The sequence below is a fragment of the Candidatus Phycosocius spiralis genome (genome assembly GCF_030158815.1).
Lineage (GTDB): Bacteria > Pseudomonadota > Alphaproteobacteria > Caulobacterales > Aquidulcibacteraceae > Aquidulcibacter > Aquidulcibacter spiralis.
This window is the reverse complement of sequence record NZ_BPFZ01000010.1, coordinates 35,740-48,007: the sequence shown is the minus strand read 5'-3', so window position 1 is coordinate 48,007 and position 12,268 is coordinate 35,740. Positions and strand designations below refer to the sequence as shown.

At 50.9% G+C, this 12,268-nt stretch carries 14 protein-coding genes; 10 read left to right on the top strand and 4 right to left on the bottom strand.

Going from position 1 to position 12,268, the window contains the following annotated elements; all coding sequences use genetic code 11:
* Positions 1 to 96 precede the first annotated feature (96 nt).
* Positions 97 to 972 (top strand): branched-chain amino acid aminotransferase, encoded by an 876-nt coding sequence (locus PsB1_RS08410; RefSeq protein ID WP_284360424.1) that lies wholly within the window; start codon positions 97 to 99, stop codon positions 970 to 972.
* A gap of 21 nt (positions 973 to 993) precedes the next feature.
* On the top strand, positions 994 to 2,217 hold the full coding sequence (locus PsB1_RS08405) for a serine hydrolase domain-containing protein (RefSeq protein ID WP_284360423.1): 1,224 nt from the start codon (positions 994 to 996) through the stop codon (positions 2,215 to 2,217).
* Here the strand turns inward: PsB1_RS08405 and PsB1_RS08400 are convergent.
* Complete coding sequence (locus PsB1_RS08400) at positions 2,198 to 2,653, bottom strand: NUDIX domain-containing protein (protein WP_284360422.1); 456 nt, start codon at positions 2,651 to 2,653, stop codon at positions 2,198 to 2,200. The genes PsB1_RS08405 and PsB1_RS08400 overlap by 20 nt on opposite strands.
* 194 nt (positions 2,654 to 2,847) lie before the next feature.
* Between PsB1_RS08400 and PsB1_RS08395 the strand changes: the two genes are divergently transcribed.
* The 3 genes from PsB1_RS08395 to PsB1_RS08385 are packed head-to-tail and all read left to right on the top strand — an operon-like array spanning position 2,848 to position 5,019.
* On the top strand, positions 2,848 to 3,621 hold the full coding sequence (locus PsB1_RS08395; RefSeq protein WP_284360420.1) for an SDR family oxidoreductase: 774 nt from the start codon (positions 2,848 to 2,850) through the stop codon (positions 3,619 to 3,621).
* Positions 3,618 to 4,112 carry a dihydroneopterin aldolase gene (gene folB / locus PsB1_RS08390; RefSeq protein ID WP_284360419.1) on the top strand — a complete coding sequence of 165 codons (495 nt, stop codon included), beginning with the start codon at positions 3,618 to 3,620 and terminating at the stop codon, positions 4,110 to 4,112. Before PsB1_RS08395 ends, folB begins: the two co-directional genes overlap by 4 nt.
* A 4-nt stretch (positions 4,113 to 4,116) precedes the next feature.
* Entirely contained in the window at positions 4,117 to 5,019 is a 903-nt protein-coding gene (locus PsB1_RS08385; RefSeq protein ID WP_284360418.1) for an NAD(P)H-hydrate dehydratase, read from the top strand.
* Here the strand turns inward: PsB1_RS08385 and ppk2 are convergent.
* Positions 4,994 to 5,806, bottom strand: a complete 813-nt coding sequence (ppk2, locus tag PsB1_RS08380) for a polyphosphate kinase 2 (protein WP_284360417.1) — start codon at positions 5,804 to 5,806, stop codon at positions 4,994 to 4,996. The genes PsB1_RS08385 and ppk2 overlap by 26 nt on opposite strands.
* An 89-nt stretch (positions 5,807 to 5,895) precedes the next feature.
* On the opposite strand from ppk2, the gene PsB1_RS08375 reads away from it, so the two are divergent.
* The 3 genes from PsB1_RS08375 (at position 5,896) to PsB1_RS08365 (ending at position 8,896) form a co-directional block, all read left to right on the top strand.
* Positions 5,896 to 6,675 carry a 16S rRNA (uracil(1498)-N(3))-methyltransferase gene (locus PsB1_RS08375; protein ID WP_284360416.1) on the top strand — a complete coding sequence of 260 codons (780 nt, stop codon included), beginning with the start codon at positions 5,896 to 5,898 and terminating at the stop codon, positions 6,673 to 6,675.
* 122 nt (positions 6,676 to 6,797) lie between these two features.
* Positions 6,798 to 7,439 carry an alternative oxidase gene (locus PsB1_RS08370; RefSeq protein WP_284360415.1) on the top strand — a complete coding sequence of 214 codons (642 nt, stop codon included), beginning with the start codon at positions 6,798 to 6,800 and terminating at the stop codon, positions 7,437 to 7,439.
* A gap of 92 nt (positions 7,440 to 7,531) precedes the next feature.
* Positions 7,532 to 8,896 (top strand): glutamate--cysteine ligase, encoded by a 1,365-nt coding sequence (locus tag PsB1_RS08365; protein ID WP_284360414.1) that lies wholly within the window; start codon positions 7,532 to 7,534, stop codon positions 8,894 to 8,896.
* Between the two features lie 10 nt (positions 8,897 to 8,906).
* Here PsB1_RS08365 and hemF read toward each other — a convergent pair whose 3' ends face one another.
* Positions 8,907 to 9,776, bottom strand: a complete 870-nt coding sequence (gene hemF, locus PsB1_RS08360; RefSeq protein ID WP_284360413.1) for an oxygen-dependent coproporphyrinogen oxidase — start codon at positions 9,774 to 9,776, stop codon at positions 8,907 to 8,909.
* Between the two features lie 30 nt (positions 9,777 to 9,806).
* Complete coding sequence (locus tag PsB1_RS08355; RefSeq protein ID WP_284360412.1) at positions 9,807 to 10,286, bottom strand: tRNA (cytidine(34)-2'-O)-methyltransferase; 480 nt, start codon at positions 10,284 to 10,286, stop codon at positions 9,807 to 9,809.
* Between the two features lie 111 nt (positions 10,287 to 10,397).
* Here PsB1_RS08355 and petA point away from each other — a divergent pair, with 111 nt between their 5' ends.
* Together petA and PsB1_RS08345 are read left to right on the top strand one after the other, a co-directional pair.
* Positions 10,398 to 10,970 (top strand): ubiquinol-cytochrome c reductase iron-sulfur subunit, encoded by a 573-nt coding sequence (gene petA / locus PsB1_RS08350; protein WP_284360411.1) that lies wholly within the window; start codon positions 10,398 to 10,400, stop codon positions 10,968 to 10,970.
* A gap of 7 nt (positions 10,971 to 10,977) precedes the next feature.
* Positions 10,978 to 12,267 carry a cytochrome b gene (locus tag PsB1_RS08345; RefSeq protein WP_284360409.1) on the top strand — a complete coding sequence of 430 codons (1,290 nt, stop codon included), beginning with the start codon at positions 10,978 to 10,980 and terminating at the stop codon, positions 12,265 to 12,267.
* Position 12,268: the final 1 nt, after the last annotated feature.

The window sequence follows — 12,268 nt, the reverse complement described above, 5'->3', positions numbered from 1 at the left end:
TTGCGTCTCCTCGCATTTGGGTTCAAGCCCAAAAACTGCGAAGCATATTATTCTCCATACACGCAAGTTTGGATAAATCTAAGTGGGCAAACGACAATGACTTTTATACCCTTTGACGACCGAGATGGCTGGATTTGGATGGACGGCACTTTTTTGCCATGGCGCGAGGCCAAAGTGCATGTGCTGACCCATGGCCTCCATTATGGCTCATCGGTGTTTGAAGGTGAGCGGGCCTATCAGGGACACATTTTTGAAAGCAAACGCCATACAAGGCGCTTGTTTAACTCGGCTTCCATCATGGGTATGAAGCCTAGCTTTACCATGGAGGACATTGAAACGGCCAAAGCCGAAGCAATGGCACGCAATGGATTTGAAAATTGCTATGTCCGCCCTTTAATGTGGCGCGGCAGTGAGATGATGGGGGTATCGGCGCAGCAAAACACCATTCGCGCTGCCGTGGCGGTTTGGGAATGGGGCAATTATTTTGCTGATAAAATGAGTGGTATTCGGATGACCCACGCTAAATGGCGGCGTCCTGACCCTAAAACGGCCCCATGTGAGGCCAAAGCAGCAGGTCTTTACATGATATGCACTGATTCCAAACATGTCGCGGAGGCAGAGGGCTATGCGGATGCCTTGATGCTCGATTGGCGCGGCCATGTCGCAGAAGCCACTGGGGCTAATATTTTCTTTGTGCAAGATGGCGCGATACATACCCCAACGCCAGATTGCTTCCTCAATGGTATTACCCGCCAAACGGTGATCGGCCTGGCACGCGCTAAAAACTATGAGGTTGTCGAGCGTACCATTCTGCCTGAGGAATTAGGCCAATTTAGCGAATGCTTCATCACGGGTACTGCGGCAGAGGTCACTCCGGTTAAGGAGATTGCAGGCATTCATTACCAACCTGGCCGGGTCTGTGAGGAGTTTGTCACGGCCTATGATAGGCTTGTGAACTCACATGTCAGTTAGGGATTTGGATTGGGATATAAAGTGAACAAGGGTTTGATCGTCAAAATTCTCGGTTCTGTTTTGGTGCTGGCTGTTGGTTCGGCAGCATTAGCCCTTGTCAGTTTAGATAAAGAGACCAGAGGCATATTGGTGCATGTGCCAACCAATCGGGACGTATTATTCTGGTCAATCCCGCAGCGTGATGCGGCCTTTCGCGCCATGGACAGATTGCCCTTTTTGGCACAAAGCCGCGCAGTTGCGGTCGGACCCAATCCCTTGGCGCTGCCACTCGGACCACCCCTGAAGCTTGACAATCTGGACGCCTATATGGCCAGCCAGCGCATCGCTGGGCTTGTGATCCTTCAAGACGGGAAGATTCGTTTAGAACGCTATGGTTTGGGCTTTGATGCCAAAGGTCGTTGGACCAGTTTTTCGGTGGCAAAATCCTTTACATCCAGCCTCGTTGGGGCAGCCATTCAAGATGGCTATATTAAAAGCTTGGAGGATAAGGTTTCAACTTATATCCCAGACCTCAAAGGCTCGGCCTATGATGATGTCTCGATTGAGCAACTATTGACCATGTCGTCAGGTGTTGCTTGGAACGAGGATTACGAAGACCCCAATGCCGATGTAGCAAAATTTAATGAAGCTAAGCCCGATCCAGGTGTGGACGCCACAGTCAGCTATATGCGCAAATTGCCCCGTGCCCATCCGCCAGGCCAAGTTTGGCACTATAATACCGGTGAGACCAATTTGATCGGAGCTCTAGTCAGTTCAGCGACCAAACAACCACTGGCTACCTATTTATCAGAAAAAATCTGGAAACCTTTTGGGATGGAACAAAAAGCCACTTGGCTTCTAAATGCTACTGGTCAGGAGATTGCTGGCTGCTGTTTGCAAATTGCCACCCGCGATTATGCGCGCATGGGATTGTTTGTACTCGCTCAAGGAAAAATTGGCGATAAATCTGTAGTACCAGAAGGTTGGTTCGCGAAAGCTACCACCAAGCAAAAGGACTATGGCGAACCCGATCGTGGATATGGCTATCAATGGTGGACCTACGATTCAGGAGCTGTGTCCGCACAAGGCATCTTTGGTCAAGGCATTTTCATCGACCCCAAACGTCGCTTAGTGATCGCGTCTAACGCCAATTGGACCCGCGCTAATCAAAGGCCGCAAGCGCAAGCCCGTGAAGACTTTTATCGTCAAGTTCAAGCCGCTTTGGATGGCGAAGTAACACAGGCCACTACCAAATTGGCGAAATAGGGGCTCCCGCAGCCTCTGCCAAACGGTTTTTGGTGCCTTGTGTGGTGCCTAAGGGCAAGTCGCTTAAGGCAAAGAACCCATATTCTGCGATTTCATGCGCACGGTTTGTCGGCATATTTGTCCAGCTATGGGCGCGGTAAAGCAGGATGTGGTCGCCTTTAAAATGGGCGAAATTGGTGTGGATGGAACGCAATTCAAACTGAACCGGCTCTACAATCAGGCCTGCCTCTTCGCGCGCTTCTTTGATGGCGGCGTCAAGTCCACTTTCCCCGCGTTCTACCCCACCACCGGGTAAATGCCAGCCTGGAATATAGGTATGGCGCACCAAACAAACCCGATTGTCGCCATCCAAAGCCAAAATACGAACGCCTAATGTTGTACCCCGTACTAATCTGAACCATGTTTGAAATGCAGTTGTTGTTAAGGATTTTAGCATGGGGTTGGTATAGGCTAACTTGGCGATGCATGCCAATGGGGCTAGTTGGTCATGCAAATGGAAAGGGATAAGTTATGTATGCGATTTTAGCTTTGGCTTTGGCTGTTGGTGGGATGGGACTATTAAACTTGATCGAATTTAAACGCCTCGATTAAATTGACTGTCTATGTCGGTTTAGCTGGCTTAAGCCGCCTATGATTGCTTCCAACAATCCTAAAATAGTGCTTGTTACGGGTGCAGCACAACGCCTTGGCTTGGCAATTGCAACCCAAATCAGCAAAATGGGTCATCATGTCATCCTCCATGCCAGTGGCTCTATTGCGCACGCTAAGGACGCCGCCGCGCAGCTACGGGCAGAAGGCTTGAGCGCCAGCTTCATTCAGGCCGATCTTTTGGTGGCAGTCGAGGTTGCTGAACTCATCGCTCGTGCACAGGATTTGGTAGGCCAACCCGTCACCGGCCTCGTCAATAATGCCTCGATCTTTGAACATGATGCGGCTACAGATTTTACGCGCACGCGCTGGGATCGCCATTTTGACATTCATGTCCGGGTCCCGTGTGAATTGGCGCGCAACCTAGCTTTGGCTTTACCCGTGGGGCTGACTGGATCCATTGTCAATGTGATAGACCAGCGCGTCTTCAAGCTGACGCCGCAATTTTTTAGCTATACTTTGTCCAAAGCGGCCCTTGCGATCGCAACCCATACCTTGGCCCAAGCGCTTGCGCCGCACGTGCGGGTTAATGGCGTTGCACCGGGACCAACCGCGCGCAATATACGTCAAACGGAAGTCGATTTTCACAAACAAATCAAAGCGACCCTTCTGGGCAGTGGTAGCCCTGTATCTGCCGTTGTTGAAGCCATATGTTGGATGTTGGACGCCCAAGCAGTCACGGGGCAAGTCTTAGCGGTGGATGGCGGACAAAGCTTGATTTGGCGTACCCCAGATGTAGATGGTGTTACCGAATGAAATCTTCAGGGCCAACCCAATTGGGTATCGTCATGCGTCCAGGTCAGATGATCCGGCGTTCCGAGCGGCCTGCCTCCCAATCTGCGCCCGATGAAACTTACAAGACTAAAGCTTCAAACCTTAGACAAACACGTGCTTTGAGTACGAAAATTTTTGTCAAAGGCCTGATGGTGGAAGCCGAATGTGGTGTCTATGCGCACGAAAAGGGCCATCGTCGGCCTCTGGTAATCGATTTGGAAGTTCACCTTGATACCGCGGTTCGCTCTGGCACCGATCACTTGGCAGAAACCGTGGATTATGATGCCTTGGTCAATCATGTCCGCACCATAGCCTCAGATGTACATCTGCATTTGATTGAAACATTTGCGGAAAAAATATGCGAAGCTCTGTTAGCAGACCCTCGCATCTTGAGCACCAAGGTGAGGGTAGAAAAACCTGGGGCCATTCCCGGTGCTGTTTGCTCTGGGGTTGAACTGGAACGGAGCCGTTGATTTCATGCGCCCACCCAAACAAGCCCCCAAGACCAGTCAACATATTGGGATTGAGTGGGCAACGCACATGGTGTGGCCAGATGATGCCTCACACAAACATAATCGCGGTAGGCTGGCTGTCGTCAGCGGTGGACCCTTACAGACCGGGGCTGCAAGGCTGTGTGCCGCTGCAGGTCAGCGTATTGGTGCTGGCTGGGTCAGCTTGATTGGCGAACCGGCTGCAGCTTTGATGATGGCCCATCATGAGACCGAGCGACTGATCCTTGCACGCATGCCAGATCACACTTTGCTGGACTTGTTGTATGGCTTTGACGCTTTGGTGATTGGCCCTGGATTAGGTTTAAGTCCTCAGTGTCATAAGGATGTAGTCAGTGTCCTGACCGGGTTTGATCGACCGATCGTGCTCGATGGCGATGCTTTGGCCCTTGTGGCTCAAGATGGGGTGTCAGGCGAATTAGGTCAGGCTTTGTGCGCGCGGCAAGCTCCTGTGATTTTAACCCCACATCAAGGTGAGTTTGAGCGTTTGTTCCCACAAGCTAACCCTTCGGTAAAGTTGGCCGCGACGCTAGAATGTGCCAAACTTTATCGTACTCTTTTAGTCAATAAAGGCCATCAAACCATAGTCGCGACCCCGCAAGGTCGCATCGGTCTATCCCAGTCCACCACCCCATTTTGTGCCAGTGCCGGGACAGGAGATGTTTTAGCGGGGATGATAGGGGGGCTTTTGGCCCAAGGCTTAGAGCCGTTTGATGCGGCATGTGGCGGGGTGTGGCTGCATAGCCAAGCCGCCAATCGCGCGGGGCCTGGGTTGATCGCCAGCGATTTGATCGCGCATTTACCAGATCTTCTCAATGAGTTGGCACCAAGTCCTCTCAAGCGCGCTAATCCGCCAGCCGACCATCCTTGATCGCCTTCTCGTGAAATTTGAACATGAGATTTGGGGCAGGGGCATCAACTTGGCCTACCAAAGCCGGGCAAGCCAATTGATGCAGAATATGGCGTATGATCGCCAGTCTTGCCTGTTTTTTAGAATCCGCACGTACACAATACCAAGGCATCAAGTGCGTATGAGTGGCGATCAGCATTTGGTTCCGAGCTTCGGTATAGTCATCCCACTTTTCCTGAGCCAGCCCGTCAAGAGGGCTAATTTTGAGCCGTGCTAAAGGATCAGTTCGCCGCGCTTCAAGCCGTCTTGCTTGTTCTTCACGAGTAATATCGAGCCAAATTTTAATGATGTGGATCCCAGATGCGCTCAATAAGAGCTCAAAGGGAATGACGTCGCGTAAAAAATCTGCGTGCTCTTGCGCCTGACAAAAGCCCATAACTGGCTCTACCCCGCCGCGATTGTACCAAGAGCGGTTGAAGATCACGACTTCGCCTGCAGCTGGGAGATAGGCAGTATAGCGTTGAAAATACCACTGGGATTTCTCGCGGTCAGAGGGTTTGGGTAGAGCAACTACGCGCGTGCTACGCGTGCTCATATGTTCAGTGAGGCGTTTGATTGTACCATCCTTACCAGCTGCATCGCGACCCTCCAGAATGATGAGGACCTTAGCACCTGTTTCCATCAGCCATTGCTGGGTAGTGACTAGGGCAACTTGTAGCTGGATTAATTGTTCACTAAATTCAGTATCACTCAGTTTAGATCGTACTGAATGGTCCGATTTATCTATGTGACTTTTGCCACGCGTCATGTTGTCCCCTTCTTATGTTCAGTTGACCGTTTAAAGCTGGTCGCATGCTTGCCCTTGCCAGGCAAGGCCCGTGACGTGATAACTGCCCCATGAAGTCCACAAAGCCCATTACCAAAGACCAAAGACCAAACCAGCGTCTTTTTGTTTCTAGCGACCTTTCAAGTGATGTCTTAGTAACTTTGGAGGAAGGCCAAGCCCATTATCTCGTTCATGTTTTAAGGCTTAGCCTTGGCGTGCAAGTCTTGGTGTTTAATGGGCGAGACGGCGAGTGGCTGGCGGAGCTGAAGAGCATATCTAAGAAAAGCGCCACGATGCAGGTTTCCCAACAAACCCGCCCACAGGATTACCCAGCCGATCTAACGCTTTATTTAGCCCCCGTTAAAGGTGATCGGACCGATTTTATCGTCGAAAAAGCAACCGAATTGGGGGTTGCCCATATTCGCCCCGTCCTGACCGATCGCACCATTGTCCGAAAACTCAATCAGGACCGACTTAGCGCGCGCGCCGTTGAAGCTGCAGAGCAATGTGGCAGGCTTAGTGTGCCAGAGGTTGCCCCGCCAGTACCCTTATCGGCCCTGTTATGCGCAAAAATGACAGAGTGTGTAGTCTTGTTTGCCGATGAAGCTGGAGGGTGTCCTTCGATACAGGTGGCTCTAGCGGATAGACCCCTTAAAGTCGGGCTTCTCATTGGACCAGAGGGCGGGTTTACACCTACAGAGCGAAGAGCATTGCGCGCTTGCAGCCATATACGACCCGTGTCTTTGGGACCACGTATTTTGCGGGCAGATACCGCCTGTTACGCTGGTCTGGTTTTGATCCAAAACTGTTGGGGTGATTGGGCTTACTCGCTCTCATGCAACAAGGCCTGAACATGTCACCTAGCGCGTCATTGGGTCGCATAACGCATCTGTTGGTGTATGGCCATATAATCTTAGGGATGAGCAATAATAGATGGGTTCAGACAGTCGGTTTTGACCACAAGGAGGGCCATATGTGTGATTTTTCCCCAACCACTGAAGCAGATACTACCCCAATCATGTCCCATCAAACCCCTATTACGCTCTCCGACCGTGTGGCTTTGGGCATGACACGAATGCTGCGCTGGTTTGCAGATGTCTTTTTTGCCAAGCGCTATGGCCATCGTGCGGTCGTTTTGGAGACGGTGGCAGCGGTACCCGGCATGGTCGCCGGCATGTTGGTGCATATGCGCAGCTTACGCCGGATGGAAGATGATCGGGGTTGGATCCAAACTTTGCTGGATGAAAGCCAGAATGAGCGTATGCATCTGATGACTTTTGTCGCCATGGCCAAGCCCGGCTGGTTAGAGCGGATGTTGATCCTGTTGGCGCAAGGAGTTTTTTTCAATGCTTTCTTCGTTCTTTATTTGTTTTTCCCACGCACGGCCCATCGGATGGTCGGCTATTTTGAGGAGGAAGCTGTGATCAGTTACACAGCTTATCTGGCTGAAATTGACGCAGGCAGAATAGAGAATGTGCCCGCACCGGCCATTGCAATCGAGTATTGGAAGCTTAATTCCGATGCGTGTCTGCGCGATGTGGTGATCGCGGTACGTGCCGATGAAGCGCACCACCGAGACGTGAACCATGCTTTCGCACAGGCCTTGTCAGCGTAATCCCTTGAAAAATTTAGATGCCGTCTTGCGCCGGTCATAAACGCGCCCTAACTCACAATTGCGTGAATCACGCGCAGTTTGAGATAACTTAAATGGCCGATCTACACGACCCTTCCAGACCTCTGGAGACATTTGAGGATTTATTGCCTTATTTTGATGCGGGCCCCAAGCCCAAATCGCACTGGAAAATCGGGACCGAGCATGAGAAATTCGGCTTCTATAAAGGGTCTAACGCACCGGTACCTTATGGTGGTGAGCAGGGTGTAGGTGCGCTTCTTGATGGCATGAAAAACTTGTCTGGTTGGGACGGCATCTATGAAGGTGGTAACATAATCGGACTTAAGCAAGGCTTAGCCTCGATCACTTTAGAGCCCGGTGGCCAATTTGAATTGTCTGGCGCACCTCTGGAACATTTGCACCAAACTTGCACAGAAGTTGGCGCGCATTTGGCCGATGTACGTACCATTGCAGACCGTCTAGGGATCGGTTTTTTGGGTTTGGGCTTCAATCCCAAGCACAGCATCGAAGAAATCCCTTTGATGCCCAAAGGGCGCTATATAATCATGCGCGACTATATGCCCAAAGTGGGACGCTTGGGCCGTCAGATGATGTTTCGCTCCTGTACGGTGCAAACCAATCTCGATTTTGGTTCAGAAGCCGATATGGTTAAGAAATTCCAAGTTGCTTTAGCGTTGCAGCCTATCGCTACCGCTTTATTTGCGAACTCACCTTTTGGCGAAGGCCGCCCCAACGGGTTTTTGAGTTACCGCGCCCATGTTTGGAGCGATACCGATCCTGACCGCACCGGCATGCTACCTTTCGTGTTTGAGCCTGGCATGGGCTTTGCCCGATATGCGCAATGGGCCTTGGATGTTCCAATGTATTTTGCCAAGCGAAATGGGATCTATCTCGACCTCGCCGGACGCTCCTTCCGCGATTTTATGGCGGGTAGGTTACCAGAATTGCCCGGCCAAAAGCCGACTATGAAAGATTGGGAAGATCATTTAACCACCTGCTTTCCTGAAGTACGCCTAAAAACTTTTTTAGAGATGCGCGGCGCGGACGCGGGGCCTTGGTCTAGGCTTTGTGCTTTACCGGCCTTGTTTGTTGGCCTTCTTTACGATGATGCAGCCACAGAAGCGGCATTAGAATTGATCCGGGAATGGAGCGCAGAAGACCGCGAAAGCCTGCGTCGCAGCGTACCCTTTTTGGGACTGCGTGCGCCGATCAAGGGGCGCAGCGCACAAGATGTTGCCAAGGATGTACTAGATATCGCCCGCCAAGGGTTGCGCGCCCGTCAACAGTTCAATGCGTCGGGTGATGATGAAACAGGCTATTTAAGTGAACTTGATGAAATCGCAGCTTCAGGTCAAACCCCAGCCGAACGTTTACTGGCACTTTATCATGGTGAGTGGGCAGGTGATATAAGTGAAGTCTATAAACAGTGTGCTTATTAAAAGGTGGCCGCTAAGGCCATTTAACGATCGGGGGCATGGACGAGAGAATGCTTTCAACATTGCCGCCGGTTTTTAAACCAAAGGTCGTGCCCCGATCATAGAGCAGATTATACTCGACATATCGCCCACGCTGGATCAATTGCGCTTCGCGCTCATCCTCGCTCCAAGTCTGATTCATACGGCACCGTACGATCTGGGGGTAGACTTGCAAAAACGCGCGCCCGACATCTTGGGTGAAGGCGAAATCCTTCTCCCATGACCCAGAATTGTGATGATCATAAAAAATGCCGCCAATACCACGGGGCTCTTCGCGATGGGGGAGGTAAAAATAAGTGTCGCACCAGTCTTTGAACTTGGGATAATAACCAGGATCATGCGCATCGCAGGCTTGCTTCATTGCAGTATGGAAGGTGAGGGTGTCTGGGAACGTGTCAGTACGCTGATAGGCCATCAAAGGTGTTAAATCGGCACCACCGCCAAACCAAGTTTGGGTTGTTGCAAGCATTCGGGTGTTCATGTGCACAGCGGGCACATGAGGGTTGGTCATATGCGCGATGAGACTGATCCCAGAAGCCCAAAAGCTTGGGTCATCTTGAGCGCCGGGAATGGTCTGGGCATAATCAGCCGGGAAACGACCCATAACGGTGGAAACGTGCACGCCGACTTTCTCAAACAAACGCCCTTTCATCATGCCCATTACCCCGCCGCCACCCCCCGCTTCGTTACGGCTCCAAGGGGTGCGGACAAATCGGCCTGGTGTACCTGGATACAAAGCTGGATCGGCTTGGTCCTCCAACGCTTCAAACGCCTGCATGATCTGATCGCGAAGAGCTTCAAACCAAGCCTTGGCCATTGTTTTTTGGGCATGTAGCTGCGTCATTTGCCTATCCTGTATCTTGAATTGTTTGACTTAAACAAGCGAGTTCCAGCCCCCTATTTGGCGCATGGCTTCGGTTAAAGCGATGGTACCCGCTGTGACAACATTGAGGGAGCTAAGACCCACTTGCATCGGAATGCGCACGCAGGCTTGGCACACTTCAATCACTTCTCGTGGCGTCCCTTCTGTTTCCCGCCCCAACATCAGCACATCTGTTCGTTTAAAGGCAAAATCCATTAAGCGCTGCGCCCCTTGCGTCTCAATCACGATGATCCTGCTTTTTGTAGCGCGCGTCAGCCCTGCAAATGCAGCAAAGCTATCATGGCGCACAAGGTCACACTGGGCACCATAATCAAGCGCAGCACGCTTTAACGTCTTGTCGGAAATAGGAAAACCACAGGGCTCAATCACATCAAGGCCAATGCCTAGGCAGGCGGTAAGTCGAATTGCCGCACCCAGATTGGGCGCGATATCAGGTTGAAACAAAGCTAGGCGCACGTTATGGATTCTCATCTTTAATGGGGATCCGCGAAATGCGGCGTTCCGTCGCACGTTCATGAAACGTTAGTGCGCTATGTGTATGCTAGCTGAGTTTTAAACGTGTGTGAATGCGGGAGTAATCAGGTGGCAGTCACCAATCAAGAAGAAACCGGCTTAGCCGGAGAGCCAACAAGGCGAGACATGATTTATGTTGCTACAGGGGCAGTAGTCGCGGGTGGTGTTGCCATGTTGGCGTGGCCGCTGATTGATCAGATGAACCCATCTGCCGATACACGGGCATTGGCATCCACTGAATTTGATGTCTCTAAAGTGCCAGAAGGTTCTCAAACCAAGATCATGTGGCGCGGTAAGCCTGTGTTTGTGCGTCACCGGACGCCAGCTGAAATCGCGCAAGGTACCAAGGATGACACTGCCGATCTAAAAGACCCTCAAACCAATTTTCAGCGCACCCAGCAATCCAATGCGCAGCCTGGTAAGCCTGAATATTTGATCATGGAAGCCAATTGCACGCATTTGGGTTGTATTCCTGTTGGCATATCTGAACCTGGATATCTTGGTGAATATGGTGGCTGGTTTTGTCCATGCCATGGTTCGCATTATGATACCGCCGGGCGGATCCGTAAGGGTCCCGCACCTAAGAACCTCCATATACCACCTTATATCTACACAGGTGAAACCGTGGTAAAGATTGGATAGTACGACCATGAGTGGACCATCAACCTACGTTCCGAAGTCCGGCCTTGAAAAATGGCTTGACACCCGCTTGCCGATCGTTCGGTTTATGAACGATACGCTTGTTGACTTTCCAACCCCTAAGAACCTGAATTATTGGTACACCTTTGGTGGGATATTGGCGGTCTGTTTAGCCAGTCAAATCATTACAGGCATTATCTTGGCCATGCATTATGTCCCAAATGTAGCCTTTGCCTTTGATTCGGTGGAACGCATCATGCGCGACGTCAATTATGGGTGGCTGATCCGATATTTGCACTCCAATGGGGCAAGTATGTTTTTTTTGGCTGTTTATATCCATATTTTCCGTGGCCTCTATTATGGTTCCTATAAAGCACCACGCGAAGTTTTATGGGGCTTAGGGGTTATTATTTTCCTTCTGATGATCATCACTGCCTTTATGGGATATGTCTTGCCTTGGGGCCAAATGTCTTTATGGGGCGCTACTGTGATCACCAATATTGTTGGCGCAGTACCTTTCATTGGTGATCCTATAAAGACTTGGTTGCTCGGTGGGTTTGCGGTTGATAATACCACGCTTAACCGCTTCTTCTCTCTCCATTATCTTTTACCCTTTGTGATTGCAGGGGTTGTGGTACTCCATATTTGGGCACTTCATGTTCCTGGCAACAACAATCCAACAGGTGTTGAAGTTCAAGACGTAAAGAAAGAGACATTACCATTTCATCCCTATTACACGGTGAAAGATGGGTTTGCGATCTGCGTCTTCTTGCTGATTTTCGCAGGCTTCGTCTTCTTTGGCCCTAATACTTTGGGCCATCCAGACAATTATATTCCCGCCAATAATCAAGTGACGCCATCCCATATCGTGCCAGAATGGTATCTATTGCCCTTCTATGCGATCCTACGGGCGATCACCTTTGATATCTTGATTATTGATGCCAAGTTCGGCGGCGTGCTCGCCATGGGTGGGGCTATTTTGATCTTGTTTGCTTTGCCTTGGCTCGACTCTTCTAAGATCAAGTCCATGCGCTATCGTCCAGTTGCTCGCATGTGGTGGTTTGCCTTTGTGCTAAACTTCTTAATGCTGGGGATATGTGGCGCTATGCCGGCTGAGCCACCATGGACCTTGATCTCGCTATTGTGCACGATCTTCTACTTCGCTTACTTCTTGGTTGTTCTGCCTGTCTTGGGCGTGATCGAGAAACCCCAAACACCACCTGCTTCGATTGCTGACTCAATCTTGGCATCCAAGCATGGTTCGGCTGGCTTATCGTCAGCAGCTGTGCCTGCGGAATGAG

Excerpts from the sequence above, each read along its gene's own strand:
- PsB1_RS08410 (WP_284360424.1), top strand. The coding sequence starts at position 97 with ATGACTTTTATACCCTTTGACGACCGAGATGGCTGGATTTGGATGGAC.
- PsB1_RS08400 (WP_284360422.1), bottom strand. The coding sequence starts at position 2,653 with ATGCTAAAATCCTTAACAACAACTGCATTTCAAACATGGTTCAGATTA.
- PsB1_RS08395 (WP_284360420.1), top strand. The coding sequence starts at position 2,848 with ATGATTGCTTCCAACAATCCTAAAATAGTGCTTGTTACGGGTGCAGCA.
- folB (WP_284360419.1), top strand. The coding sequence starts at position 3,618 with ATGAAATCTTCAGGGCCAACCCAATTGGGTATCGTCATGCGTCCAGGT.
- PsB1_RS08385 (WP_284360418.1), top strand. The coding sequence starts at position 4,117 with ATGCGCCCACCCAAACAAGCCCCCAAGACCAGTCAACATATTGGGATT.
- ppk2 (WP_284360417.1), bottom strand. The coding sequence starts at position 5,806 with ATGACGCGTGGCAAAAGTCACATAGATAAATCGGACCATTCAGTACGA.
- PsB1_RS08375 (WP_284360416.1), top strand. The coding sequence starts at position 5,896 with ATGAAGTCCACAAAGCCCATTACCAAAGACCAAAGACCAAACCAGCGT.
- PsB1_RS08370 (WP_284360415.1), top strand. The coding sequence starts at position 6,798 with ATGTGTGATTTTTCCCCAACCACTGAAGCAGATACTACCCCAATCATG.
- PsB1_RS08365 (WP_284360414.1), top strand. The coding sequence starts at position 7,532 with ATGGCCGATCTACACGACCCTTCCAGACCTCTGGAGACATTTGAGGAT.
- hemF (WP_284360413.1), bottom strand. The coding sequence starts at position 9,776 with ATGACGCAGCTACATGCCCAAAAAACAATGGCCAAGGCTTGGTTTGAA.
- PsB1_RS08355 (WP_284360412.1), bottom strand. The coding sequence starts at position 10,286 with ATGAGAATCCATAACGTGCGCCTAGCTTTGTTTCAACCTGATATCGCG.
- PsB1_RS08345 (WP_284360409.1), top strand. The coding sequence starts at position 10,978 with ATGAGTGGACCATCAACCTACGTTCCGAAGTCCGGCCTTGAAAAATGG.